Origin of the sequence: Mycobacterium sp. Aquia_213 (assembly GCF_026625985.1) — a bacterium.
Lineage (GTDB): Bacteria > Actinomycetota > Actinomycetes > Mycobacteriales > Mycobacteriaceae > Mycobacterium.
The window spans coordinates 2,805,184-2,831,306 of record NZ_CP113116.1 but is presented as its reverse complement, the minus strand read 5'-3'; the positions used below and the strand labels follow the sequence as shown (position 1 = coordinate 2,831,306).

Genomic DNA, 26,123 nt, shown 5'->3' with positions numbered 1-26,123 from the left:
ATATGGACTCGGCCGACGACCCGTTCGATCTGACACGTTTCGTTGTCGCGCAGGCCCCGGTCTACCCCTCCGTTGTCGAGGAGTTGCGCGCCGGACGAAAACGCGGTCACTGGATGTGGTTCGTCTTCCCGCAGCTGCGCGGTCTGGGCAGCAGCTCGACGGCGGTCCACTACGGCATCTCGTCGCTGCAGGAGGCCCGCGCGTATCTGGGCCACGAGCTGCTGGGGCCGCGACTGCGTGAGTGCACCCAACTGGTCAATCAGGTGCACGGCCGCTCGATCACCGAGATCTTCGGTTCACCCGACGATCTCAAGCTGCGCTCGTCGATGACGCTGTTCGCCCTCGCCACCGACGACCGCCAGGACTTCACCAAGCTGCTCGAAAATTACTACCGCGGCCAACAGGACGCCCTGACGCTGGCTCAGCTACGCGACTAGGCGGGTCGCAGGATTCGCCAGCCGTGCGGCTCGACGGTCACCTCGTCGACGACGTCGCTGGGTGGGGCGGCGGATCCGGCGATTACCTCGGCACGTGCGGGGCCGAGCTCCGACAGCACCAGCCGCAGCGGCTCGTCGTCGATGTTGAGCGCAACCAGCAGCGCATCGTCGCCGCTGCGCGTCTCGTAGACGTAGTGCTGGTTGGCCAGCAACAGCGACGTGGTGGTGGCCGCATGCAGCCAAGGGTGGCGCCGGCGCAGTCCCACCAGGAACTGGTGCAGTCGCCACATCTCGGCGCCGAATTCGCCCAATTGCAATGGGGGAGAGGTGAACTCCGGGCGCACTGCGTCATCACCGCCGTAGCGCTCCTCTTTGACAGCCCGGAATCCGAACTCGTCGCCGGCGTACACACTGGGCACACCGCCGATCGTCAACAGCAGCACCACCGCATGCGGCAGATGGTCGGTGTTCTCCAGGCTGCTGGCGATGCGTGTGACGTCGTGGTTGCCGATGAACGTCAGTGGCGCGAAGCTCGCCAGAAACGTGCTGTGCCGCTGCAGGGCCCAGTCGAGCTCGAAGAAGTTGCCGTCGTTGAGGCTGCTCCAGATCGCCTTCCAGAGCTCGTACTGGGTAGCCGAGTCGAACGTGGCTTCCTCGACGATCGCCGCGTAGTCGCCATGGATGACTTCGCCGACGAACCAGGCGTCGGGATGCGGCTCGCGCACTTTCGGCAACGTCTGCGCCCAGAATTGTTGCGGGACAGCGTAGGCCGCGTCCAGGCGCCAGCCATCCGCACCGCGCCGCAACCAGTGCGCCATCACGTCGGCGACGTAGTCGACGACGTCCGGGTTGCCGTGGTTGAGGGTTATCAGCTCGGAATGGCCCTCGAAGGTGTGAAATCGACCGGGGCTTCCGCGAAACCAGCCCGCGGCCGCATCGTCGTGCGTCGCGTCGCGGTAGCGCGGGAAGTCGACACCGACGTGGTTGAAGACGCCGTCGAGGAGCACCCGCAAGCCGCGGGCGCGGGCTTGCGCGATCAGATAATCGAAATCGGCGTCGTCACCGAGCCGGGGGTCAATCCGGTAATGGTCGGTGGTGTCGTAACCGTGTGTGCGCGAGGCGAAGATCGGCCCCAGCGCAATACCGGATGCCCCCAGCTCGATGGCGTGATCGAACCATTCGACGAGCCGCCGCAACCGGTGTTCACCCGGACCCGGCGGCGCCGATCCCTCGGGCGTGGGAAACGCTCCCACGAACCCCAAGGGATAGACCTGCCACCAGATCGCGTGCGCTACCCAGGCTGCGGTCACGAAGCGACGATCAGCCGACGCTCGCCAGTGTCTGCGCGGTGGTGATCGCTTGTGCCACACCCGAAACGATCGCTGCTGCCTTCAGGGCTTCCAGGATCGCCTCGCGATCCACACCGGCCTCGCGAAGGGTGTGCTCGTGCGCGACAACGCAGTGCGAACACCCGTTGATCGACGACACCGCGAACGACCACAGCTCGAAATTCGCCTTGTCCACGCCCGGGTTGCCGATGATGTTCATCCGCAGTCCGGCCCGCAGATCGTCGTACTTGCCCTCCAGGAAGCCGCGCCCGCGGTAGAACACGTTGTTCATACCCATGATGGACGCGGCCCCCAGCGCCGCTTGGTACGCCTCGGCAGACAGATTGTCTGCCGCTTCGGCGCCAATCTCGGTCAGCACCTGGGTGTTTCGCGTCGCCGCGGCGCTGGCCAGCAGGGTGCCCCACAACTGCTCGTCGTTCAGCACGGTGCTGCGGGCGATCGAGCCCAGGTTGAGCTTCAGGTCCTTGGCGTACTCCGGCAGTGCTTCCTTCAGATTCTCGATACTCATCACAACCTCCAATTACGCCGAAGCCTTGAGCAGTTCGCCGGCATCCAGCGTCGGGTCGCCCTTGCGCCAGTTGCAAGCACACAGCTCGTCGGATTGCAGAGCATCCAGGACCCGCAGCACCTCGTCCACGTTACGCCCCACGGATCCTGCGGTCGCCGAGACGAATTGGATCTCGTTGTTGGGGTCGACGATGAAGGTCACCCGGTCCGCGACGCCGCCGGCGTTGAGCACTCCGGTGGCCAACGCGAGTTCGCGCTTGATGTCCGAGAGCATCGGGAACGGCAGCTTCTTGAGGTCCTCGTGCTGGGCGCGCCACTGGAAGTGCACGAATTCGCTGTCCACCGAGACGCCGAGCACCTGCGCGTCGCGATCCTCGAACTCGTCGTTCAGCTTGCCGAACGCGGCGATCTCGGTCGGGCACACGAAGGTGAAGTCCTTCGGCCAGAAGAAGACAATTCGCCACTTGCCCTCGTGGTCGCCGCTGGAGATGGTCTTGAAGTAGTCCTCGGGCTGCTGCGCATCGACCTTCGACAGGTCGCCGCCGATCAGCCCGGTGAGCTCGTAAGCGGGGAACTGGTCGCCGATCGTTAGCAGTGTCATGTCCGCTCCTTTTCTGGAATTAGTCAAATTTGAGTGTCCTCCACCATGTTGCCGGGAGCGGCACCTGAAGTAAAGGTGATATATCGCACTATACTTATAGCCATGACCGATAAGAGTTTTCAGCCGACCCTGGCCGGGCTGCGGGCGTTCGCAGCGATTGCCGAGAGGCATCATTTCGGCAGCGCTGCAACGACTCTCGGCGTCAGTCAGTCGACGCTCTCGCAGTCGCTTGCCGCGCTCGAAACGGGCCTGGGCACCCACCTCGTCGAGCGCTCGACGCGGCGTGTCCGCTTGACACCGGAAGGTGCGCAACTGTTGCCGCTCGCCCAAGCCGTCGTCGAGGCCGCGGAGGCGTTCACGGCCGCCGCGGCGGGAACGTCGGATCCGCTGCACGGCACCCTGCGCCTCGGCATGATCCCGACGGTCGCGCCCTACGTGCTGCCGACCGTGCTGGCCGGACTCTCCAGTCGACTTCCGGCGCTGACCCTGCGGGTGATCGAGGACCAGACCGAACGCCTGCTGACGGCCCTGCGCGGCGGATCGCTGGACGCTGCCCTGATCGCCCTGCCCGCCGACGTCGCTGGAATCACCGAGGTCGGAATCTACGAGGAGGATTTCCTGCTCGCGGTACCGCCCGGACACCCGCTGTCGGGCAAACGACGGGTGCCTGCGTCGGCGCTGGCGGACCTGCCGCTACTGCTGCTGGACGAGGGGCACTGCCTGCGCGATCAGGCCCTCGACGTCTGCCAAAAGGCCGGTGTCCGAGCCGAACTCGCCGACACCCGGGCCGCTTCGCTGGCGACGGCGGTGCAATGCGTGACCGGCGGGCTGGGGGTGACGCTGATTCCGCAGAGCGCCGCACCCGTCGAAGCCGTTCGAAGCCAGCTCGGGCTCGCACAGTTTGCGACACCACGCCCAGGCCGGCGAATCGGGCTGGTGTTCCGCTCGTCGAGTGGCCGCGACGAATCCTATCGAAGGCTGGCCGCCATCATCGGGGAGTCGGTCGGCAGTGAACAGCAGGTGCGCCTGGTCAAATAGGCCAGGCACCGGCTGTAGGTTCTGCCTATGGAAAAGGTGATCGCGGTGCTCAGGCGCGCCGACTCGAACGACGAATGGTGTGCCCGCCAACGGGGTCCGGTCGCGGATGCACTGTTAGATCTGGGCCTGCCAGGCCTGGCCATCAACGTCCGGGACGACGCGGTGCGCAACTCGCTGATGACGATGACGGTGCTGGATCCGCCCGTCGCCGCAGTGGTGAGCATGTGGACCCAGCAGTGCTATGGCAAACAGCTGACCGCCGCGTTGGAGTTGCTTGCCGCGGAATGTGAGCAGCTGGCCGCCTACCTGGTCACCGAATCAACCCCGCTACCCGGTCCGAATATCGAACCCGGTTGTCGCACAATCGGTTTCGCGAACGTCGTATTGCTGCGCCGGCCGGCCGAGATGGAGCAGGCGTTCTGGCTGGACCGATGGCAGCTGCACCAGACATCCGTGGCGATCGAAACCCAGTCGACGTTCGGCTACACACAGAACTGGGTGGTGCGGGCGCTGACTCCGGACGCCCCGGGAATCTCGGGCATCGTCGAGGAGTTGTTCCCCGCGGAGGCGATAGCCGATCTGCACGCGTTTTTCGGCGCCGCCGACGATGACGACTTGAAGGACCGCCTGGGCCGGATGGTCGCCAGCACTAGTGCGTTCGGCGCCAACGAGAACATCGACTCGGCGGCAACGAGCCGCTACGTGTTCAGGACGCCGTTTCATACGTAAGGGGAACAGATGACCACACTCGAAGACGCTGTGGCGCTGGCGGCGGCGGAAAGCGGACTGGCGGTGATCTCGACGGTGCGCGCCGACGGAACCGTGCAGGCATCGCTGGTCAACGTCGGTCTGTTACCGCACCCACACACCGGTGAGCCGGTCCTCGGCTTCACCACGTACGGCAAAGTCAAACTCGCCAATCTCCGGGAGCGACCGCAGCTGGCCGTCACGTACCGCAACGGCTGGCAATGGGCGACCGCCGAAGGACGCGCGGAGCTGGTCGGCCCCGACGACTCGCAGCCGTGGCTTGCCGACGCCGACCAGTTGCGGCTGCTGCTTCGCGAGGTCTTCACCGCGGCCGGCGGAACCCACGACGACTGGGACGAATACGACCGGGTGATGGCCTTGGAACGTCGCGCCGTGGTGCTGATCGCACCGACCCGCGTCTACAGCAACGGGTGAGCTCAGGCCGCCGACGTCGCGACGTTAGGCTGCAGCGGTGACGCTGCTGATCGATGACACCAACCGGGTACGCACCCTGACGCTGAACCGGCCCGACGCGCTCAACGCCTTCAACGAAGCGCTTTACGACGCCACGGCCGAGGCGCTGTTGGCCGCCGCGGACGATCCGGAGATCGCGGTCGTCGTCTTGACCGGGACCGGGCGCGGCTTTTCCGCCGGCACCGATCTCGCCGAGATGCAGGCACGCATCACCGACCCCGACTTCACTCCTGGCAAACACGGATTTCCCGGCATGATCGACGCGTTGAGCGCGTTTCCCAAGCCGCTGATTTGCGCCGTGAACGGTGTCGGAGTGGGCATCGGCGCCACCATCCTCGGCTACGCCGACCTGGCGTTCATGTCGTCGACCGCGCGGCTGAAGTGTCCGTTCACCAGTCTTGGCGTGGCGCCCGAAGCGGCGTCGTCCTACTTGCTGCCGCAGTTGGTGGGCCGTCAGAACGCCGCATGGTTGTTGATGTCCTCGGAATGGGTGGATGCGCAGGAGGCCTTGCGGATGGGCCTGGTGTGGCGGGTCTGCGAGCCGGAAGAGCTGCTGACCGAAACCCGTCGATACGCCGAAATCCTTGCCTTCCGGCCGGTTTCGAGCCTGATGGCCGTCAAACACACGATGACCGAACCGATCCGGCCCGAGATCGTGGCCGCGACCGCGCGAGAGAACGCCCACTTCGCCGAGCTGATGGGCGCTCAGGCCAATGCCGCGGCCCTGGCCTCATTCGCCGAACGAAAGAATGGTTAACGCGCTGCGCAAAAGGAATTGACGAAGCGCGACGCGGCTAGAGCGACGCCGCGCTCTCGAACTCGGGTTCGACCTTTTTCGACGCCTCGATGATCGCCCGCAGTGTGCGCCGGCATCGTCCGCAGTCACCGCCCGCGCCACACGCGGCGGCCACCTCCTTGGAGGTGGAGGCACCACGGGCCACGCACTCGGCCACGGTGTGGTTGGTGACCCCGACGCACAGACACACGTACATCAGCGCACCTCACAGACGCGATCAGTCGCCCGAACCGGCCTCATGTTAAGTGAGTCTAGCCTAAGTAGGTTAGTCGAACCTAACTACTCGCCGTATAGCCATTTGGGCTAGTGAGCGCAGCCATACCTTGCTGGAACTATTCCAATTTGCGTGGCAAAGTGCCGTTACGGCCGGCATGGTGCGCTCCAGCCCAGCGCCCCTGCCGCGCTCCGACATACAGCCCTGACACCGGAGGAGTGATCATGCAAGGGGATGCGGACGTTCTGCGTCTACTCAACGAGCAATTGACCAGTGAGCTCACCGCGATCAACCAGTACTTCCTGCACTCGAAGATGCAAGAGAACTGGGGCTTCACCGAGGTAGCCGAGCACACCCGTTCGGAGTCCTTCGACGAGATGCGCCACGCCGAGGCGATCACCGACCGCATCTTGCTGCTGGACGGCCTGCCGAACTACCAACGCCTCTTCTCGTTGCGCATCGGCCAGACGCTGCGCGAGCAATTCGAGGCGGATCTGGCCATCGAGTACGAGGTACTGGCGCGTCTGAAGCCCGGCGTCATCATGTGCCGCGCGAAAGAAGACAGCACCAGCGCCTTCCTGCTGGAGAAGATCATCGCCGACGAGGAAAACCACGTCGACTATCTGGAGACGCAGCTTCAGCTGATGGAGAAGCTGGGCGAGCCGCTGTACTTGGCGCAATGCGTTTCCCGCCCGCCGGGCTCGATCGCGTAACCGGCTGCCACTAATCAACCCGCGGCGAGATTGCCGCGGGTTTACCCCGGGCACCCGTTAGCATCGGACGCCGACGGGAAGGCAGGCATGACGAGCCCGAGAGCAGCATCCAGCGCGGCGACCCAAGCCAATCCCATCGGCGGGGATCCGGGAGCCAGCGGCGCGCTGATCACCCCGCAACGGCGAAACCTGATCTTCGTCGCGATCGTGCTGGGAATGCTGCTCGCGGCGCTGGACCAGACCATCGTCGCGACCGCGCTGCCGACCATCGTCGCCGATCTGGGCGACGCGGGCCATCAATCCTGGGTCGTCACCAGTTATCTGCTGGCGTCGACGATCGTCACCGCGCTGGTCGGCAAGCTCGGCGACGTGTTCGGCCGCAAGCGCGTCTTTCAGGCCGCGATCGTGTTCTTTGTGATCGGGTCGGTGTCGTGCGGGCTGTCCCAGTCGATGGCCATGCTGGTGGGATCGCGTGCGCTGCAGGGCATCGGCGGTGGTGGGATCACCGTCACGGCCAGCGCGCTGATCGGTGAGGTTGTCCCGTTGCGCGAACGCGGCCGCTACCAAGGCATCCTGGGCGCGGTCTTCGGGGTCACGACGGTCGTCGGCCCGTTGCTGGGCGGCTACTTCACCGACTACCTGACCTGGCGGTGGGCGTTCTGGGTGAACGTTCCGGTCTCGGTGCTGGTCATTTTCGTTGCCGCCGCGGCTATTCCGGCGCTGGCGTCGTCCGCCAAGCCCGTCATCGACTATGGCGGAATCGTGTTGATCGGCCTGGGCGCGACCGGTCTCACCCTGGCGACCAGCTGGGGTGGCACCCTCTACCCGTGGGATTCGGCGACGATCATCGGGTTGTTCGTCGGTGCCGCCGCGGCGCTGGTCGCGTTCGTCTGGGTCGAAAGCCGTGTCCCGCAGCCGATCCTGCCGATGCGGTTGTTCGCCAGCCCGGTGTTCACGGTTTGCTGCGTGTTGTCGTTCGTGGTCGGCTTCGCGATGTTGGGCGCGATGACGTTTCTGCCGACCTACATGCAGTACGTCAACGGCGTCTCCGCGACGACGTCGGGGCTGCGCACGCTGCCGATGGTGGTCGGGATGCTGATCACCTCGACCGGCAGCGGCACCCTGGTCGGCAAGACCGGGCGTTACAAGGTCTTTCCGGTGACCGGCACCGCGCTGATGGCGCTGGCGTTTCTGCTGATGTCGCGGATGACACCGTCCACCTCGGCGCTGGTTCAGTCCCTCTATCTCGTCGTCCTGGGTGCCGGCATCGGATTGTCGATGCAGGTGCTGGTTCTCATCGTGCAAAACACCTCGAACTTCGAGGATCTCGGTGTCGCCACCTCGGGTGTGACGTTCTTCCGCACCATCGGCAGTTCGTTCGGCGCCGCGATATTCGGTTCGCTGTTTTCGAACTTCCTCGACGGCCGCATGCCCGCGGCCCTGGCGGCCAGTGGCGCACCGCCCGAAGCGGTCAGCTCACCGGGGGCCCTGCACCGCCAGCCACACAACGTGGCCGCCCCTATCGTGCAGGCCTATTCGGAGTCGCTGAGCGAGGTGTTCTTCTGGGCCGCGCCGGTCGCCCTGCTGGGGTTTGTCCTCGCGTTGTTCCTGCGTGAGGTCCCGCTGCGCGACATCCACAACAGCGCAGTCGATATCGGCGATGGATTCGGGATGCCGACCACCGACACTCCGGAACGACTGCTGGAGAACGCGATTGCGCGCATGCTGCGCGGTGACCCCGGTATGCGGTTGCGCAGCATTTCGATGCGGCCCGACTGTCGCCTCGACGTGGCCGGACTGTGGGGCGTGATGCGCATCTACCGCTTCGCTCAGATGTACGGAACGGCGCGCCTCAGCGATATCGGCGAGTCGATGCGAATCCCGTTCGAGGTGCTGGAACCCACCTTCGGACGCCTGGTCGCGAGCGGCTACGCGCAGCGCAACGGCGATCAGATGTGGCTGACCCCGGCCGGGGCTCAGCAAGTCGACTACGTCTATTCGTTGCTGCTGGCCTGGATCGTCGACAAGCTGTCCCGTTCGCCCAGCTATCAGGGCCGTCCGGACCGCCGCGAAGTCGAAACCGCGCTGCAGCACATCGCACACCGCGTTCTGGCCCAACGCGATTGGCACGACGACGCGCCCAGCACCGCCCGGCTCCCGGCCGGAACCGGTGGCGCACACTAGAACGTGTTCCAGAAAACCGGGGTGCGGGCGTACCATCACGCCATGAGCCGAATCGGAACATTCGCTGACGACGACATCTACAGCTGGGCCACGAAGTCCCCGGACCTCGGCGGCGCGATCGCCAACTTCAGCCAGGCGGTCTACACCAAGAACCGGCTGCCCATGCGCACCCGCGAAATCGCCCGCGCCGTGATCGCGCACGACAATGAGTGCACCGTGTGCATGAACACCCGCGACGCCGACGGGCCGGCCGCGGGCGTCGACGAAGAGCTTTACGAGCACGCGCTGGAATGGCGCACCTGGCCCGGGTTCAACGAGCAGGAGCGGCTAGCGGCCGAGTTCGCGCACCGGTTCGGCACCGAGCACACCAAGTTGCGCGAGGACGAAGACTTCTGGAGCCGGGCCAACGAGCACTTCTCCGAAGAGCTGCTCGCCGACCTCGCCATGTCATGCGCGCTCTGGGTCGGCATGGGACGGATGCTGCGGACCCTCGACATCGGCCAGACCTGCCTGCTGACCCTTCCCAGCCGGGCATAGGCGTCAATCGCACCCGCCGGTAAGGCTGCGATGACGGCCGCGCCCCTTGCCGCGACGGCGGTCGCCCAGCTGGAGGCCGAGGGCGTCGACACCGTCATCGGCACCGTCGTGAACCCCGCCGGGCTCACCCAAGCGAAGGCCGTGCCGCTCCGGCGCACCGGCACCTTCGCCGATCCCGGCCTCGGTGCCAGCCCTTCGTGGCATGCCTTCGCGATCGACCAGACCGGCATCGCCTTCACCGACGACGTCGGCGTGATCGGCGATCAACGCGTGCGCATCGACGTGTCGGCATTGCGCGTCATTGGCGACGGATTGGCCTGGGCGCCCGCGGGATTCTTCGAGCAGGACGGCACACCGGTTGCCACCTGTGGCCGCGGAACGTTGAGCCGGGTCGATGCCGCCCTCGGCGACGCCGGCATCGAGGCGGTTGTCGGCCACGAGATCGAGTTCGTTCTGGTCGACCCCGGCGGCGGACGGCTGCCGTCCACACTGTGGGCGCAGTACGGCCTCGCCGGTGTGCTCGAACACGAGGCGTTCGTCCGGGATGTCATCGCCGCGGCCGCGACCTCCGGCGTCGGGATCGAGCAGTTCCATCCCGAGTACGGGGCCAACCAGTTCGAGATCTCGTTGTCGCCGCTGCCGCCGGTAGCCGCGGCCGACCAGTTGGTGCTGACCCGAATCATCATCAGCCGTGCTGCCCGCCGCCACGGACTGCGCATCAGCCTATCCCCGGCCCCCTTCGCCGGCAGTGTCGGATCCGGTGCACACCAACACTTCTCGCTGACGAAGCCGGATGGTCCCTTGTTTTCCGGCGGGCCGGGCCCCGGCGGCATGGCGCCGGCGGGGGAGAGCGCGGTCGCGGGGGTGATTCACGGTCTCTCCGAGGCCCAGGGTGTGCTGTGTGGGTCGATCGTTTCCGGCTTACGCATGCAGCCGGGCAATTGGGCCGGGGCCTACGCCTGCTGGGGCATCGAGAACCGCGAGGCCGCAGTGCGTTTCGTCAAAGGCGGATCCGGCAGCGCCTATGGCGGAAATGTCGAGGTGAAGATCGTCGATCCGTCGGCGAATCCCTACCTCGCATCGGCGGCGATCCTCGGGCTGGCGCTGGACGGAATCCAGCGCAACGCCGCGTTACCACCGGAAACGACAGTGGATCCCGCAAAGCTCTCCGATTCCGAGCGCGAGCGCGCCGGTATCGTGGACCTTGCCCATTCCCAAGTGGATATGATTGCCGCACTGGATGATTCGGCGTTGTTGCGAAGCATCCTGGGCGATTCCGCGGTCGACATGGTCGTCGCGGTCCGGCGCCTGGAGCACGAGCGCTATGGCGACCTCGGCCCGGAGCGGCTGGCGGACAAATTCCGGATGGCGTGGAGCCTCTAGCGGTGGCTGACTCGTCGGCTCTGGCACACCACATCGGCGACGTGGCGTTAATCGACCACCACGTCCACGGTTGCTGGCTGGAGCCGGGGGATCGGCGACGGTTCGAAAACGCGCTCAACGAGGCCAATACCGAGCCACTGGCGGACTCGGGTTTCGACTCACAGCTCGGTTTCGCGGTGCGTGCCCACTGCGCCCCCGTCCTGGAACTGCCTCAACACGTTGATCCACAGGTCTATTGGGAGCGTCGCAGCGAATTCACCGAGAGCGAGCTGGCGCGGCTGTTTCTGCCGGCTGCCGGGGTGAGCGACTGGCTGGTGGACACCGGAATCGGCCTTGGCACAACAGATATCCCGGAGTTGCGCGCACTGTCCGGCAACCGTGCACACGAGATCGTTCGCCTCGAGCAGGTGGCCGAACAGGCCGCAGCGACGCCCGGCGATTACCCGTCGGCATTCGAAAAGATCCTGCACGAGCGTGCGGCCGGTGCCGTCGGCACCAAGTCCATCCTGGCTTACCGCGGCGGTTTCGACGGCGACCTCACCGAGCCGCGCGCGGCCGAAGTCGTCGAGGCTGCCGACCGGTGGCGCGATCTCGGCGGAACCCGGTTGCAGGATCGAGTTCTGCTGCGTTTCGGGTTGCACCAGGCGTTGCGGCTCGGCAAGCCGCTGCAATTCCACATCGGCTTCGGCGACCGCGACTGCGATCTCCACAAAGCCAATCCGCTCTATCTGCTCGACTTTCTGCGGCAATCCGGCGACACCCCGATCATGTTGCTGCACTGCTACCCCTTCGAGCGCGAGGCGGGCTACCTTGCGCAGGCCTTCAACAACGTCTATCTCGACGGCGGACTGAGCATCAACTACCTGGGCGCTCGGGCGCCGGCGTTCATCGCCCGGCTGCTGGAGATGGCACCGTTTCGCAAAATCCTGTACTCGTCGGACGGCTTCGGGCCTGTCGAACTGCACTATTTAGGTGCTACGTTGTGGCGCAAGGGTATTCACCGAGTGCTGCGCGGATTCGTCGAGGATGGCGACTGGAGCGAGGCCGATGCGATCCGGGTGGTCGACCTGATTGCCCGCGAGAACGCCGCCCGCGTCTATCGCCTCGGTGCGGTCTAGTTGATGGGGTCCCAACGACATCGCGCGTTGTCTTCGCGATTGCCGATCTAGGGGAATTTCCCGTTCGACCGCGTCGTTTGCTGGAATCGAACCAGCCCGAGGGCGGCCGGTCCTGAGGCAATCCAGCGAGGGGGGTGGCTTGTTCGATGCGGGCCATGAGCCGGCGGTTCGGCTGGCGCGGCCGGCCGCGGATGACCAGCGCCACTGCACACCCGGGTTCGCGGGTGCGTACCGCAAATTGGCTGATACATATGGCCCTTCCGATGCTGGCGTTGTGGCTGCTGCTCGACATACCCAAAGTCGACCTGGAATGGGACAACCGGGTGGCGCACTTCGTGCTGGTCCTGTCGGCGGCCCTGGTCTGTGTGGTGCTGGGCACCCTGATCGGCCGCGAGGCGCGCGCACGCGACGATGCCCGCCTTTGGCTGGTGTCGCTCGTGTTTACCACGACAGCCGGCTTTTTCGGGGTGCACGCACTGTTCACGCCCGGGGTGCTGATGGACACCTCCGATGCGGAGTTCATGTTGCCGACGCGGATGGGCCTCATCTTGGCCGGTGTGATCGCCCTGGCCTCGTCGATCAACTTCACCCCGGCAAGAAACGCCCGCCTCTGGTCGTGGCGAAGACGGTTGTCGGCGCTGGTCTGGGTCCTGATGGTGGCCTCCGCGGTGTTGATTCTGTGCGGCATGCTGGACCGGCTACCGAATCAAGCCGTGCTGGAAGGCATGGAGCAGGTCGGGGCATTGGTGGGCGGTGCACTGTTCACGGTGGCGGCGCTGGCCTACTTCCCGATCTATCGCCGACGCCCCGCGGTCGTCGTTCTGTCGGTGCTCAGCGCCTTCGTGCTGCTGGCGGAGGCGTCGGTGGCGCTGGCACTGGGCATGAGCTGGCATGCCTCGTGGTGGCTGTGGCACGTGCTCATGACGCTGGCCTTCTGCTTCATCGCCTACAGCGCGCGGGTTCAATTCCGCCGCGAGGGCTCGGTCCGGGGGCTGTTCGATTCACTGGCCACCCAACAGACAATCGCCGATCTGCGGCGCGACTACGCCGTGGCGCTCGAGGAGATGGTCGACGTGCTGCAGCGCCGCGAGCGCGGAGACCAGGTGGCGCCCGGCGCCGCCGCGGCACGGCTTGCCGACCGGTTCGAGCTGTCCGAACAACAGGTCGCCGTCCTCAAGCGCGGCGCGGAGGCGCTCGGCACCGAACGCGAGCGCGTCCGCAAGCTGGGCACGCTGATCGCCTTGGGCCGGGAATCCAGTGTCATCCAGGACGAGGACGCATTGCTTGACCGGGTCATGGCGGCCATCGCCGACGCCTTCCCCGGTGACCGATTTCGATTGGGCATCGTGCGCGACGGCGAACTCAGCTTCGGCGACGACGCAGCCTGCGACGACGCGTTGGAGCTGCCCCTGCTGGTCAAGGGCCAGGTCGCCGGGGTGATCGAGGCGTATCGAGCACACGGCGCGTTCGACGATGCCGACGTCGCGCTGCTGCGCTCGTTCGCGACCCAATCCTCGATCGCCTTGGAAAACGCCCGGCTTTACCACCACCTGGACGGCCTGTTCCGCAGCTACATGTCGCCCGCGGTCGCAACCGCGCTGCTCGCCGACCCCGACCAAGCCGGACTGGGCGGCGCGATCGCCGAGGTGACGGTGTTGATGGCCGACTTGCATGGCTTCACCCCGTTCGCAGAAGCGACATCTCCAGATCAGGTGGTCACCATGCTGAACACCTACTACGGCGCGGTGGTTCCGATCATTCTCGAGGCGGGGGGCACCGTCCTGCAGTTCGTCGGCGACGCGGTGATGGCGATCTGGGGCGCTCCGGCTCGCCAGGCCGATCACGCCTTGCGGGCCGCCGGCGCCGCACTCGCGCTGCACTCCGTCGTCGAGGAGGCGGCATTCGGGCACGCGGACTGGCCGCGGTTTCGGGTCGGGATCAACACCGGGCCGGCCCTGGTGGGCAACATCGGTGCCGAGCAGATGCGCAGCTTCACCGCGATCGGGGACACCATGAATCTGGCCGCGCGCCTGCAAAACTTGGCAGAGCCGGGTCAGGTGGTGGTCGGCCCCAGCACCTCGACGGCGCTCGGTACGACCGCGCGGGTCAGCCGCCATGGCTGGGTGAAGGTCAAAGGCAAGCGTGACCCGGTCCGGCTTTGCGTGCTGCACGAATTGGCCTCATAGCAAAGGCGTTTCGTGTCTCTATTGCACGAAACTCATTGGCCCACCCAAGAAGAGCCCCGCCAACCGGGGACAATACGTTCCCGCGCAAGGGTTGTGCAACAGATCGTTCAAAAAGACGAACGGGGGAAACTGCTATGTCACGTCAGACCAGCAAAATCATCGTCGCCTTGATCCTCGCCTTTACCGGTGCAACAGCATCTGGGTGCACGGTCCCACTCACGATCGATTGCGGTCAATTCACCTGCGTTCCAGGCTGATAACCGTCTGATTCATCTCCGTTGCCAATAAGCCGATCGCGTCCCTTCGGGCGCACCTGTTGTTAGCTGCGCCCGAAGACGGTCACGGCGCGCAGCCGAAATACGTTGTACCACAGCATTACCGGTCCGCCTTCGCCCTGGCTCCCAGAGCTGCGCAGACGCCGCGAGCACAGTCGCGCTGTCGTGCGCATCGCCCTTACCAGGACCACTCCGCTGATGGAATACGCCGAATCAACCTTGCTGCACAGTGGGTTTCGGTGAGCCTGACTGTGGCCAGCGACCGCGCTCCAACTCCACATGCCTAAACCCGTGACGCGGCCCGTCGTGCGATGCATCCCTAACTCGACGCATGCACCACACGCATACCACGAACGTATTGGCGGCGGTTCCGGCCGGGCCATAGCGAGGGATCCGCGATAATCCCTGCTTGCACAAGGATTATCGCGGAGTCACCCCACGACTACTGAGCGCCTTGCTACGGCGTGAAGACTAAGCCAGAACCACCTGGGTCGATGGTGAGCGGGATCGTGCACCCTGATGCCGTAAGCGCGGTGAAGCCGAGGATCAAGGCGACGACAATTTTACTGCTGAGACGTGACATGGTGTTACCCCCGTTTCGTCTAAGGACAATCTGTTGCCAGAGAGCCGATCTGATGCCCGAGACACACGTACAATACGACGGCAAAGAGCTTGATCACGAGTATTTTCCCGAAATCACCGCAAACTTTTTTTGGCCTCTTTCATTCAATCGGTACGATTCCGACCCACCCCTCAGGGAATGGGTATATCGCTCTGAAAGTGTCTGTCGCACAATGTTTTTCAAATCAAGATCACCGGGAAGTCAGCTGGCGCAAGGGGATGCGGGCCGGGTGCGCCCGGAAAGCCGGCTGATACCCCGCGTGTCCGCGACCGCGAGGACTCAAACGGCAGCTGCTGCTAGCCCCAGTGCGGGGGCACTTCGCTACCCGGGCAGTCGCCGTATCGGCAGTTAATGTCACGTACCCGCCTGCGGATGACGTTGCCGTCGCCGTCCCGGACGTATTCGACCGTGGCCTCGGCTGCTCGTCGGCAATGGGGGCAGGCTTCCATTTCGGTTTCGAAGCGCGGCATCTGGTCCTCCTCCCCGTCGCGATGTCTTTGAAGCGTCGCAGATCACGACGCCGTTTGTGGCGGTTGGCGCATCGACGCTCGTGGAATCCGGTCTCCGGTTGTGCTCTGCCGGAAGAAGTCCCTTTTGAACACGACGAAGACGCGGAGCCCCGCGTTTCCACTTAATAGTCCGGCACGATCATCACCAAGATGGCAGTAGACCCTGCGAGAGGGCCTACCGGGACGCACGCCGGCGGCGGGGGAAGTGCCCCCAGCCATTCACACGGCGACATTGCGGCGCGCAGATCGCCGCAGCCGCCACGACCGTGCTGGCGGCGTCTGGGCAGCTTGCGGCGCACGAACACCGCAAGGGCACCCTTCAAAGAGCGCCCTTGCGGTACCTCGGCGCATCAGGTGCGTTCGCCAAACGCCGCAGGCGACCTGCCTGCTCCACACGCCCGCCGCTCGAAGCGACTGACTGCCGGGACCGCGTGGACGAACGCCCGCACCGCGCGGACACACATGATGCCTACCCGAGGGCGTCATGTCGTGTACAGGGCCCTGAGCCGTAGCAAACAGCTGAACCAGCGTTTACCGGGGCGAGGCCGGCGCACAGTGCGACAAGCCACTCGGGCTTACATGGATATGGTGATGAGCGATAAGACCGGCGTGCATCCGGTCGCCGCTATCGCAGTAAAGCCAAGGATTACGGCGACACTGATTTTGCTGGTTATGCCCGACATAACGCTCTCCATTCGTCCCAGTTTGCACCCGACTCAAGTTGGAGCCGGGCGTATGGCGTCAGGAGGCGCAAAAAACGGCCGCTCCCGACTCCGAACAACAATTAGCTGGCATGAAGGCGCCCACCATCGCATTCAGACCCGATTCGGCCGGTGCCGATAGTAACCCGAGATCTGCTAGACATGCCAGCTTTACCAGTAAGTAATGTGCCCGTGTCGCCGAGGCGAACGATGCCCAGAGCCGCCCGACCGGTCAAAAACTGCTTTGACGTGCACTCTTATCCGACGGCTGGTCGCGAGCGAAATCATCGCAACGCAGATTTGGGTTGCCGGGAACCCGGCAAGGACCCCGAGGTAGTCCGGGGCTTAAAAAGAGAACAGCGAAAAGGTTGGCGAGCAGCCGGAGGCCGTCACGGCGGTAAAGCCGAGGATCAAAGCTACACTGACTTTGCTAGTTATGCGCGACATTAAACACTCCGTTCATCAAGGTCCCACCCGGCTCAAATGAAGCCGGAGCGGCAACGGCATCAGGGGACGCAAAAAAGGCCAACCCCAACCCGCAAGAGTGGTAGCTGGCATGAAGGCGCCCGCCACCGCATTCAGACCCGAACCGGTGCACACAGTAATCAAGTTAAGTTGCAGGTCTAGGTATCCGTGAGTAACTGCGGCTGTCGTCGAGCAGAACAAACCCGCTCGGACGCACGCACTCCAACACCGTTCACAGCAAACTCATATGGCGCCGCCGCACGGGTGCGGCGGCGCGACGGCCCGAGATGGACATACCACCCACCAGCGCGCCCGTCGCACCCGCGGCGCCAGCGCGCGCTGTTTCAGATCAGGCCCGAAGCGCCGAGGAGTTCCCCCGCGCAGCACGGCGTCAAAAAGAGAAAAGCGACAGCACCGGCGAACATCCAGAAGCCGTCATGGCGGTGAAGCCAAGAATCATGGCGACACCGACTTTGCTGGTTATGCGCGACATTGCACTCCGTTCATCCAGGTATCACCCGGCTCATGCCAAGCCGGGACACGGCGTCAGGAGGCGCAAAAAATGGCCGCTCCAGACTCCGAACTACAAATAGCTGGCATGAATGGCGCCCACCACCGCATTCAGACCCGATCGGCCGGTGCAGATCATAACCGAGATCTGCTGCACGGCGCTAGACGATACTCACGGGTAACCAGTAACCGCATAATTCATCCACGAGCGATCAAAGACGCCTCAGATCAAACCGGTAGCATCAAAGACCCATGATGTATCGGCGGATGCCAACGCCTCGAAATGGTTCGGCGGCGCGAAGCTGACCAGGCTATTCATGTCCCAGTAGTCTTTCCAGACGGTGATCTTGCCGTCGGCAACTTTATGTACCGTGACGAATCTCAGGACGCCTTGTTCACCCGAACTGAACGTCCAAGTTTCGGAGTGTTCGTACATTACGTCGGCGCCGTTGGACAACAGCACACCGTCATGGTTCTCGTAGCCGGCCAAGTGCTCGAGGCCCATCTTGAGTCGTTTCACGATGTCTTCGGGACCGCGCGCCGACACCGCCGGAACCGGCATGTCGACGTAGAGGCAGTCGTCCGCCAAGAACGTCTTGACCGCATCCCAATCCCGCCGCGATAACGCCCGCCACAACCCGACTACGACATCCTCGACCGCGATCATAGAAACTTCAGTCATACCGGCAAATAAACTCGCTCACCGCACGGGTGTCAACCGCGCTGCCGCAGGCGGATACTCGCGAAGGTGCACCCGCTGCAGCACTACATCGCCGACGAGATCGCGACCGACCACGTCGATGGCCTGCTGACCAGACGCGAGGCCATGCGGCGGCTGTCACTGCTCGGATTGGGGACCGCCGCAGCGGCCGCACTACTCGCCGCCTGCTCCGTGGCGCAAGAACAGTCGGACACTCCCAAATCCCCGTCGGCACCCCAAACCTCAACTGGCCCAGCACAACCGCCCGGCATGGCGCACGCACTGCCCACATCGTCGATCTCGTGGGCCGGCTCAGCGGGTCAGCTGCAAGGCGCGTGGGCGCAGGCCGCCAATCCCAAGGGCAGCGTCTTGGTCATCCACGAGAACAAGGGACTCAACGACTGGGTGCGATCGGTCGCCGGCCGGCTGGCCGGAGCCGGGTATTCGGCGCTCGCCATCGACCTGCTCTCGGAGAAAGGTGGCACCGCCGCGTTCCGCGATCCGGCCGAGGCGACCGCGGCGCTCGGCGCTATCGCGCCGGAACAGTTCACCCACGACATGAACTCCGGCATCGCAGAGCTGAAGCTTCGGGCGCGAGGGCAGAAGGTTGGGGTGGTCGGTTTCTGCTTCGGCGGGGGACTGGTGTGGCAACTGCTGGGCGCCGGCGCGCTGGGAGTGTCGGCCGCGGTGCCGTTCTACGGGCCGTTACCGCCGAACCCCGACTTCACCGGGTCTAAGGCGGCGGTACTGGGTATCTACGGTGCCCTGGACAGCAGGGTCACCGGTTCGCAAGCCGCGGCCAAGGCCGCCCTGGACCGGTTCGGGCTGGTCAACGACCTGGTGGTGGAACCCGACGCCGACCATGCTTTCTTCAACGACACCGGCCCCCGCTACAACGCAACGGCCGCGGCCGACGCGTGGCAACGCCTGTTGGACTGGTTGAGCCGCTACCTGAGTCCCTAAACGTCGACGGGAGCCATCGATCGCGCCCGGCCGAGCGCTACCGGCAGACTCGACCAGCCCCGCAGTACCCGGGTGTCCCGACGGGTCCCAGCACCGGCCGCCCGCACGTCGGGGAAGCGGTCGAAGAAGGCCCGCAGCCCGACTTCGCCCTCGGCGCGGGCAAGTGCGGCACCCAGGCAGAAGTGCCGGCCGCCGGAGAATGCGAGATGCCTTCCCGCGTTGGGGCGTTCGATGTCGAAGCGATGCGGATCGGGGAACACGGACGGATCCCGGTTCGCGGCAGCCAGATAGAGCAGCACCACGTCTCCGCGGTTGACCTGCCTGCCCACCAGCTCGACGTCATTGACGGCCTTACGCACGGTGAACTGCACTGGCGAGTCCAGTCGCAGGATCTCTTCGACGGCGTTGGGCCATAACTCGGGACGTTGCCGCAACGTCTCGACATGCTCGGGCGTGTCGAGCAGCATGCGAATCCCGTTGCCCAACAGGTTCACCGTGGTTTCGAACCCTGCGGCCAGCACCAGCGCCGCAATCCCGGTGAGTTCTTTTTCGTTGAGATACGTTTCGCCCACGCCGCTTTCGGCCGTCCGAATCAGCTGACTCATCAAATCGTCACCGGGCGAGCGGCGGAGTTGCTCTAGATGGTCGACGAGCCAGGCGTTGAATCCGGCGATCCCGTGCTGCACCCTGCGGTATTGGCGCCACGGCAATCCGATGTCCAGACTCGGGGCGGCCAGCTCGCCGAACCGCAGGACGCGGGGCCGGTCTTGTTCGGGCACCCCCAAGATGTCGCTGATAATGGCGACCGGGAGTTGCGAGCAGTACCGTCCGACGACGTCGACCACGCCGGACTCGTTGGCCAGCTCGTCCAGGAGGTTGGCCGCCGTTTCCTCCACTCGGTCACTCAGCGCGGCGACCGCCCGCGACGTGAACACGGCCGACACCGTCTTGCGGTAGCGGGTGTGGTCCGGCGGCTCGGTGGCCAGCAACGAGGGTTCACGCAGCGGGTGCAGCAGATCGTCGCGAGCGTGGCGCTCCAGCCATCGCACCGGCCCCGGCAGATTCGATCCGAGCACCAGCGCCCGGAAGTCGTCGGATCGCAGCAGGCTGTGGATTACGCCATGATCGACAGCCAGAAAGCCGACGCGGCTGCGCACCATGGGACCCAGCGCGTGCAGTTCGTCGCAGAACGGCATCGGGTCGGCGGCCACCGTCGGGTCGGCGATCAGCCTTGCCTGCATGTCACCGCGACGGAGCCCGATGGACGCGACGCCCCGAATGAATCCGTGCATCGCAAGCCAGTGCAACCGCTCCTTCACAGCGCCTCCCTCGGACGTGGTCTCGCAAAGCGTATGCCCGAAGCGGCCGTCTTGCGATGGGCGGTTTCAGCACTCCGCGGTGATCTTGAAGTCCGTGGTGATGACCTTGTTGGGGTTGCTGCTGTTGATGCCGTAGGCGCTGCCGGTGATCGTGTACTCGCCATTGGTCACGTCGCCGCGAGCGTCGCCCACCCCGCCTTGCCAGAAACTCCCGGTGAATCCGTCGACGTTGCGGATCTTCACCCATTGCGGGATGACCCGAGCAGCGCTGAGTAGCACGACCGCTTCGACCTGGCCGTCGCGGTCACGGATGTCGATGGTCCGGTAGGACTGCAGCTGGCTGCACGCGGGCGGGCGGGCCGCATGGCTGGCCCCGTCGATGGTCAGGTGCGCGGCGGCACGCGGTGTCGTCTGGGGCTCGGCGCAGCCCGCGACACTGGCGGCCAGGACACATGCGACCGCGACCAACCTGTACTGCACCACTTCGGCTCCTTACGGCCGCTTCGGCATCAGTCCGGGCAACGATTTAGCGATGCGGCCGCGGACGAACTCGGGGCTCAGGCCCTTGAGCAGGTCGATGATGCGAATGCTCTTCGGCACGTACCAATGCAGGCGCTTGGGGTTGTGGTAGGCCTCCCACGCCGCCTCGGCCACGCTCGACGCCGGCATCAGCCGCATTAGGCCCTTCTTCGGCGCGGTCGCACGCAGCTCGTCGCCGGTCATCGGTGCGCCGCCATCGGCGGAGTGATTGGGCGTCGTGGTAAGGATGGCGGTGTCGATCAGCCCGGGCAGCACGTCGGCGACCCGCACACCATGGCGCTCCCATTCCACGCTTAGCGCCTCGGTCAGCCCCTTGACCGCGTGCTTGGTCGACGAATACACCGCGATGCGCGGCATGCCGTAGGTCGCCGCCGACGACGACGTCGAGAACATCAGGCTGCCGGGAGTCTTCCTGAGATAGGGCAGTGCGCCGTAGGCGCCGGTCAGCACGGCTTTGTAGTTCACCTCGACGACGCGCATCGTGGCCTCATACGGCACATCCTCGAACCAGCCGGACTCACCGATCCCGGCGTTGTTCCACATCATGTCCAGCCCGCCACCGGCGTTGTCGGCGCAGAAGTCGGCCAAGGCTCCGTCCAGATCCGCCTTGACCGTCACGTCGACGGTGCGAGTCCACAGGCGCTCGTCGCCAAGCTCCTCGCCGAGCGCCTTCAATCCGTCGACGTTGCGATCCACGGCACCGACCCGCCACCCGTTGGCGTGGAAGAGCCGGACTCCTTCACGGCCCATCCCACTGCCCGCGCCGGTGATGAAGACCGATTTAGCGCCCTTATTTTCGAAGCCTGGCATACACGCCTTTCCGGTCAACCCGCCTCGACCACATCTTTGATGCGGTTGAGCGTCTTGGTCATATCACGGACGTTGCGGCGCTTGCGCAGAAAGCCGCCAAACAACCAGTAGACCCCGAGCCACGGGGCGGGAGTGAGCCGGAATGACTCGGTCACATCCGTACCGGCACCCGACGGCGCCAGACGGTAGTGCCAGTTGTTGACCGGCCTGTCGCCGAGCTGGACCGCGAAGCCGAATTCACGGCCGGGCTCGCACGCCGTTACTTCGCAGACCGTCCAATAAACCGGCCCGATCTCGTTTCGCTTGACGTGACCGCGGAATTTGGCACCGAGGGCCGGGCCCGTCGCATCACCCAACCACTCGGCTTCAAAAACCTCCGGCGAGAACTTCCCGGTGTTGCGGACGTCTGAAATCAGGTTCCAGATCGCTTCCGCGGGTGCCGCCATATGTACTGTTGCCGAACCTTCCATGGCCCGATCCAAACACATGCTCGGCCGTGAACCTAGGCCGCGCCCGATTTGATCATGGGTGCGGAATGGCCGCCTGGATCAGCCCGTTGATGAGCTCCTTGATGCCCTGCGCGGGGTGCGAGTACCACCCGATCGGGAGGCCTGACTGAGCACCGCACTTGGGCCACGGCTCTACACCCTGGTCGGCGAAAAGCCGGTTGGCAACGGCGATTTGCTGTTCGCGAGAGGCTGCGGCAGGATTTCCGACACCGCCGTATGCGGCCCAAGTGGCCGGCTTGAATTGCAGCCCACCGTAATTGCCGTTTCCGGTGTTGGCGTGCCAGTTGCCGCCGGATTCGCACTGCGCGATTGCGTCCCAGTTGGGTGTCGGCGCTGCGCCGGCCTCGGCGGTCGCCGGGCCTAGCGTCGCCGCGATGAACCCGCCGACGACGGCGTACTTCACGAGAGGCTTCCCCAAGTTTCTCATGTCAAGCAATTCGGCATGTGTATAGAAAGCGTTACCGATTTGATTGATTCACGAGATAAGAAATTTATGGCATTTCTATGGCAATGAAATCGGCGCGGCACACCTCAACGGCGGCTTGTCCGCGGCCGGATGGTTAGGTGCAATAAGACTGCGTCGCCAGCGTCAGGGCCTGCTGATAGAGCCTGTCTAACAGGCGAGTACGTATAACGGCGGCCCGTGCGGCGTCGAGTTGCGGGGCGCATGCCGGCGAGTGCAGGAGGTCCCAGTGGACCACGATCTGGTTCAGCATCGTCTGGTTGAGGCCGTCGATCCTCGACCGTGACACCGACAGGTCGGGGGCATTTGCGGGTGCGCTCGACGGATTGAGCTTCCACTGGGCGAAGCGGCTGTGCTCGATTGCCTCGGTGGCGTTGATCTGGTCCCCGAACACCCGGGTGACGTAGTCCGGGTCGATGTGTTCACCCGCGGCGTCGGCGCTCAATTTGGCGAGTTGTTGTCGTACGCGGTCTGGATCCTCAATGGCCGCATGCGCATTCCACTTGTAGGCGGCCACCGCCTCGGCGACCTGTAGTCGCTGCGCGGCCGCGTCGACCAGCTCGGTCAGTGCGCCGGTATCGGCTCGGGCCTGCGTTGTCAGCAGTGTGGCGACCGGCAGCGCGGTCAGCAACGCCCTTAACGCGCTACTGCGCCTGACGATTGTCGTCAAGCGCAGTAGCGACATCCGAAATTAAGGGGGTTATCCACCGCCGCCGGGGGTCGCACCCAAGGTGGCCTGCAGGTCACCCTTCATCGCGTTGAGCTGGGCTCCCCAGTACTCCCAGCTGTGGGTTCCGTAGTTGGGGAAGTTGAACACGGCGTTGTGGCCGCCGGCTGCGTTATAGGCGTCCTGGAACTTCTTGTTGACGCCGATCATGAAGTTGCTCTCCAGGAACGTGGCCGGCAAGTTGGCACCGCCCAGTTCGTTCGGAGTCCCGTTGCCGCAGTACACCCAGAGCCGGGTGTTGTTGGCGACGAGTTGGCCCACGTTGACCAAGGGGTCGTTGCGTTGCCATGCGGGGTCACTGTCCGGCCCCCACATGTCTTCCTTCTTGTAGCCGCCGGCATCGCCCATCGCCAGGCCAATCCAGCTCTGCCCGGTGGACGGGCTGAGGTAGCCGGACAGCGAACCGGCGTAGACGAACTGAGCGGGGTGGTAGATCGCCAGGTTCATTGACGAAGCACCGGCCATCGAGATGCCGACCGCGGCGCTGCCGTTGGCCTTGACGCCCTTCTCGGACGCCAGATACCCGGGCAGTTCGCTGGTCAGGAACGTCTCCCACTTATAGGTCGAACAGCCGGCCTTCCCGCACGCCGGGCGGTACCAGTCGGTGTAGAAGCTCGACTGTCCACCAACAGGCATGACGATCGATAGGCCGGACTTGTAGTACCACTCGAAGGCGGGGGTGTTGATGTCCCAGCCGTTGTAGTCATCCTGGGCCCGCAATCCGTCGAGCAGGTACACCGCGGGTGATCCGCTGCCGCCGCTCTGGAACTGGATCTTGATGCTGCGGCCCATCCCCGCCGACGGGACCTGCAGGTATTCGACGGGCAAGCCAGGTCGCGAGAATGCGCTCGCGGTGGGCCCGCCGCCGGCAAGACCGATCAGACCCGGCAGGGCCGCAGCCGCTGCCGCACCGACCAAAAGCCGGCGCCCCCAGGCCCGGATCTTCTCGCTCACGTCTGTCATACCTGTGCCCCTTGTCGGTCGTATGTCGTCGCGCGGTGCCCTCGGCAGAATTTACCGTGTGAATAGCTGAAATGTCGATTGGGACGCGTTGTCATCCCAGTTTTGTTTCGGCTGGTACCAGAAATAACCCTAGTGCAATAACTGATCCGGAAAGCTCGCGCCCTCTTCCGCGCTCTCGTTCGGGGTTCTCGCCGGGTAAAACGCCAGGTAGCAGACTTTGCCTCGAAATCCACGCACCAGGGGAGTGGCATGCGACAACGTGGGCTACAAACGTTGTCAATTCGCGGCGTCCACCGATTTCGACACGCCCTACGGCGCCGGCCAATCGGCCGGACGGTTAGTCGCATTGATGCGTGGTACGACTGAGGACCAGCGCCGGTGAGCCGTGGCCGCACCACGTGACGCGGTCGACAATTAGTTCGATTCCGTCGCCGATGTCGGGCACGCCCGAGTTTCCCGGGTTCTGAGATCGGTGCAGCCGAACCCTCCACGAACGCGTAGGCTCTCTCGGAGCAAGCCGATGGAGACCGAACGCAAACCCGGTCCGTTCCGGCCCTCACGAATCACCGCACCGCGGACTTTCGGGTGCGTGATGGTTCGGCAGGGGCCGCGGAGTCCGGGACGATTGAGGTGCAAATTTTGGAAACGGTACTAGGGCTATCACTGACGCCGACCACCTTCGGGTGGGTCCTCGCTGAAGGACACGGCGCGGACGGCACGATCCTGGACCACCAAGAGTCTGCGCTGCACGCCGAGGACGGCGTACCCGCCGTGAGCACCGCCGAGCAGGTGGCACAAGAGGTCTTGCGAGTGGACGCGCAGGCCAATGCGAGTGATCACCATCTGCGCGTCATCGGGGTGACGTGGAACGACGAAGCGGCCGCCCAGGCCGCACTGCTGCTGGAGGCGTTGACCGACGCCGGGTTCGACAATGTGGTGCCGGTTCGGTTGCTCGAGGCTGTCGAGACCCTGGCGCGGGCGATCGCGCCCGTCATCGGGTACGAGCGGACGGCGGTCTGCCTTCTCGAACACGAGCGGGCGACGGTCGTCATGGTCGACACGCAGGACGGCGACACCCAAACGGTCGTCAAACAGATCAGCGGCGGCTTCGACGGACTGCGATCCTGGCTGACCGGAATGTTCGACCGCACCGGTTGGCGTCCGGGCGGCGTGGTTGTCGTGGGCGCGGACAGCGACATCGACGGGTTTTCCTGGCAGCTCGAAAAGGCTTTGCCGGTGCCGGTATTCGCGCAGACCATGGCCCAGGTGACGGTCGCGCGCGGCACGGCACTGGCCGCGGCTCGCAGCACCGACTTCACCGACGAGCAACTGATCCCGCAGACCAGCGAACCCGCACCGGCCGCGCCGCCACGGCGGCCCGGCCACTTGTCTTACGCGGGGGCGGTGACCGTGTTGGCCGCCGGCGCCATCACTTTTGTCTCGTCGCTGGCCGTTGCCGTGGGTATTCAGCTTGCTCCCGACGCGGGACGCGCCCCGGGCAAGCATGTCGTGCACGAGCAGACACCGCAGGTCGCCGAAGCCGTGGCGCCCGCGGTTGCACCCGAGCCGCCCGCACCGCGGTGGGCTGCCACCGGTGAACCGGTTTCCAGGCCCGGCGCAGCGGAGGCGGGTATTCCCGCCGAGCAGCAGCCCGACCCGAACGGCCCGCAACCGTACTTGACACGAGTGCTCGAGCATATCCCCGGCGACACCGGTGAGCCGACGACGCCGGCTGCACCGGCACAGCCTTAACGCGCGGCGCT

General features: G+C 65.0%; 26 protein-coding genes. 13 read left to right on the top strand and 13 right to left on the bottom strand.

What is annotated here, in order from left to right; translation table 11 throughout:
- The first annotated feature begins 2 nt into the window (after positions 1–2).
- Positions 3–437 carry a DUF1810 domain-containing protein gene (locus LMQ14_RS13340; RefSeq protein WP_267735168.1) on the top strand — a complete coding sequence of 145 codons (435 nt, stop codon included), beginning with the start codon at positions 3–5 and terminating at the stop codon, positions 435–437.
- On the opposite strand, the gene LMQ14_RS13335 is transcribed toward LMQ14_RS13340, so the two are convergent.
- The 3 genes from LMQ14_RS13335 to LMQ14_RS13325 are packed head-to-tail and all read right to left on the bottom strand — an operon-like array spanning position 434 to position 2,894.
- Entirely contained in the window at positions 434–1,747 is a 1,314-nt protein-coding gene (locus tag LMQ14_RS13335; RefSeq protein ID WP_267735167.1) for an alpha-amylase family protein, read from the bottom strand. The two genes, LMQ14_RS13340 and LMQ14_RS13335, sit on opposite strands and share 4 nt — an antisense overlap.
- 10 nt (positions 1,748–1,757) lie before the next feature.
- Positions 1,758–2,294 carry an alkyl hydroperoxide reductase gene (locus LMQ14_RS13330; RefSeq protein ID WP_267735166.1) on the bottom strand — a complete coding sequence of 179 codons (537 nt, stop codon included), beginning with the start codon at positions 2,292–2,294 and terminating at the stop codon, positions 1,758–1,760.
- 12 nt (positions 2,295–2,306) lie between these two features.
- Positions 2,307–2,894, bottom strand: a complete 588-nt coding sequence (locus LMQ14_RS13325) for a peroxiredoxin (protein ID WP_267735165.1) — start codon at positions 2,892–2,894, stop codon at positions 2,307–2,309.
- Between the two features lie 102 nt (positions 2,895–2,996).
- Here LMQ14_RS13325 and LMQ14_RS13320 point away from each other — a divergent pair, with 102 nt between their 5' ends.
- Genes LMQ14_RS13320 through LMQ14_RS13305 form a run of 4 tightly spaced genes read left to right on the top strand, consistent with a single transcriptional unit; the run spans position 2,997 to position 5,910 of the window.
- A complete protein-coding gene (locus LMQ14_RS13320; protein WP_267735164.1) occupies positions 2,997–3,932 on the top strand; it encodes a hydrogen peroxide-inducible genes activator in 936 nt (311 codons plus the stop codon).
- Positions 3,933–3,959: 27 nt separating this feature from the next.
- Positions 3,960–4,661: a hypothetical protein gene (locus LMQ14_RS13315; protein WP_267735163.1), complete on the top strand. Its 702-nt coding sequence runs from the start codon at positions 3,960–3,962 to the stop codon at positions 4,659–4,661.
- 9 nt (positions 4,662–4,670) lie between these two features.
- Positions 4,671–5,114 (top strand): TIGR03618 family F420-dependent PPOX class oxidoreductase, encoded by a 444-nt coding sequence (locus LMQ14_RS13310; RefSeq protein WP_267735162.1) that lies wholly within the window; start codon positions 4,671–4,673, stop codon positions 5,112–5,114.
- A 37-nt stretch (positions 5,115–5,151) separates the two neighbouring features.
- Complete coding sequence (locus LMQ14_RS13305; RefSeq protein ID WP_267735161.1) at positions 5,152–5,910, top strand: enoyl-CoA hydratase/isomerase family protein; 759 nt, start codon at positions 5,152–5,154, stop codon at positions 5,908–5,910.
- A gap of 37 nt (positions 5,911–5,947) precedes the next feature.
- On the opposite strand, the gene LMQ14_RS13300 is transcribed toward LMQ14_RS13305, so the two are convergent.
- A complete protein-coding gene (locus tag LMQ14_RS13300; protein WP_267735160.1) occupies positions 5,948–6,145 on the bottom strand; it encodes a (2Fe-2S)-binding protein in 198 nt (65 codons plus the stop codon).
- A gap of 242 nt (positions 6,146–6,387) precedes the next feature.
- On the opposite strand from LMQ14_RS13300, the gene bfr reads away from it, so the two are divergent.
- The 6 genes from bfr to LMQ14_RS13270 all read left to right on the top strand — a co-directional run bounded on the left by bfr (position 6,388) and on the right by LMQ14_RS13270 (position 14,284).
- The gene (bfr, locus tag LMQ14_RS13295) at positions 6,388–6,876 is read left to right on the top strand and encodes a bacterioferritin (protein ID WP_085220549.1); all 489 of its coding nucleotides are present in this window, start codon (positions 6,388–6,390) and stop codon (positions 6,874–6,876) included.
- A gap of 87 nt (positions 6,877–6,963) precedes the next feature.
- Complete coding sequence (locus LMQ14_RS13290; RefSeq protein ID WP_267735159.1) at positions 6,964–9,060, top strand: MDR family MFS transporter; 2,097 nt, start codon at positions 6,964–6,966, stop codon at positions 9,058–9,060.
- Positions 9,061–9,102: 42 nt separating this feature from the next.
- A complete protein-coding gene (locus tag LMQ14_RS13285) occupies positions 9,103–9,597 on the top strand; it encodes a carboxymuconolactone decarboxylase family protein (protein ID WP_267735158.1) in 495 nt (164 codons plus the stop codon).
- A gap of 30 nt (positions 9,598–9,627) precedes the next feature.
- A complete protein-coding gene (locus LMQ14_RS13280; protein ID WP_267735157.1) occupies positions 9,628–10,980 on the top strand; it encodes a glutamine synthetase family protein in 1,353 nt (450 codons plus the stop codon).
- A gap of 2 nt (positions 10,981–10,982) precedes the next feature.
- Positions 10,983–12,098 (top strand): amidohydrolase family protein, encoded by a 1,116-nt coding sequence (locus tag LMQ14_RS13275; RefSeq protein ID WP_267735156.1) that lies wholly within the window; start codon positions 10,983–10,985, stop codon positions 12,096–12,098.
- A 155-nt stretch (positions 12,099–12,253) separates the two neighbouring features.
- Positions 12,254–14,284 (top strand): adenylate/guanylate cyclase domain-containing protein, encoded by a 2,031-nt coding sequence (locus LMQ14_RS13270; protein WP_267735155.1) that lies wholly within the window; start codon positions 12,254–12,256, stop codon positions 14,282–14,284.
- Between the two features lie 1,193 nt (positions 14,285–15,477).
- On the opposite strand, the gene LMQ14_RS13265 is transcribed toward LMQ14_RS13270, so the two are convergent.
- Both LMQ14_RS13265 and LMQ14_RS13260 read right to left on the bottom strand, forming a co-directional pair.
- On the bottom strand, positions 15,478–15,651 hold the full coding sequence (locus LMQ14_RS13265; RefSeq protein WP_267735154.1) for a 5'-phosphate oxidase: 174 nt from the start codon (positions 15,649–15,651) through the stop codon (positions 15,478–15,480).
- A 1,938-nt stretch (positions 15,652–17,589) separates the two neighbouring features.
- Positions 17,590–18,033 (bottom strand): nuclear transport factor 2 family protein, encoded by a 444-nt coding sequence (locus LMQ14_RS13260; RefSeq protein WP_267735496.1) that lies wholly within the window; start codon positions 18,031–18,033, stop codon positions 17,590–17,592.
- A gap of 81 nt (positions 18,034–18,114) precedes the next feature.
- On the opposite strand from LMQ14_RS13260, the gene LMQ14_RS13255 reads away from it, so the two are divergent.
- The gene (locus LMQ14_RS13255) at positions 18,115–19,029 is read left to right on the top strand and encodes a dienelactone hydrolase family protein (protein ID WP_267735153.1); all 915 of its coding nucleotides are present in this window, start codon (positions 18,115–18,117) and stop codon (positions 19,027–19,029) included.
- Here the strand turns inward: LMQ14_RS13255 and LMQ14_RS13250 are convergent.
- The 7 genes from LMQ14_RS13250 to LMQ14_RS13220 all read right to left on the bottom strand — a co-directional run bounded on the left by LMQ14_RS13250 (position 19,026) and on the right by LMQ14_RS13220 (position 24,360).
- Positions 19,026–20,348 (bottom strand): cytochrome P450, encoded by a 1,323-nt coding sequence (locus tag LMQ14_RS13250; RefSeq protein WP_267735152.1) that lies wholly within the window; start codon positions 20,346–20,348, stop codon positions 19,026–19,028. The genes LMQ14_RS13255 and LMQ14_RS13250 overlap by 4 nt on opposite strands.
- A gap of 66 nt (positions 20,349–20,414) precedes the next feature.
- Positions 20,415–20,828 carry a lipoprotein LpqH gene (locus tag LMQ14_RS13245; RefSeq protein ID WP_267735151.1) on the bottom strand — a complete coding sequence of 138 codons (414 nt, stop codon included), beginning with the start codon at positions 20,826–20,828 and terminating at the stop codon, positions 20,415–20,417.
- A gap of 12 nt (positions 20,829–20,840) precedes the next feature.
- Positions 20,841–21,698 (bottom strand): SDR family oxidoreductase, encoded by an 858-nt coding sequence (locus tag LMQ14_RS13240; protein WP_267735150.1) that lies wholly within the window; start codon positions 21,696–21,698, stop codon positions 20,841–20,843.
- A 14-nt stretch (positions 21,699–21,712) separates the two neighbouring features.
- Positions 21,713–22,186 (bottom strand): SRPBCC family protein, encoded by a 474-nt coding sequence (locus LMQ14_RS13235; protein WP_267735149.1) that lies wholly within the window; start codon positions 22,184–22,186, stop codon positions 21,713–21,715.
- Positions 22,187–22,220: 34 nt separating this feature from the next.
- A complete protein-coding gene (gene rpfC, locus LMQ14_RS13230; protein WP_267735148.1) occupies positions 22,221–22,634 on the bottom strand; it encodes a resuscitation-promoting factor RpfC in 414 nt (137 codons plus the stop codon).
- A gap of 133 nt (positions 22,635–22,767) precedes the next feature.
- The gene (locus tag LMQ14_RS13225; protein WP_420714647.1) at positions 22,768–23,355 is read right to left on the bottom strand and encodes a chorismate mutase; all 588 of its coding nucleotides are present in this window, start codon (positions 23,353–23,355) and stop codon (positions 22,768–22,770) included.
- Positions 23,356–23,370: 15 nt separating this feature from the next.
- Positions 23,371–24,360, bottom strand: coding sequence for an esterase family protein (locus LMQ14_RS13220; protein ID WP_267735147.1), 990 nt, complete (start codon positions 24,358–24,360; stop codon positions 23,371–23,373).
- Positions 24,361–24,999: 639 nt separating this feature from the next.
- Here LMQ14_RS13220 and LMQ14_RS13215 point away from each other — a divergent pair.
- Entirely contained in the window at positions 25,000–26,112 is a 1,113-nt protein-coding gene (locus LMQ14_RS13215; protein WP_267735146.1) for a DUF7159 family protein, read from the top strand.
- Positions 26,113–26,123: the final 11 nt, after the last annotated feature.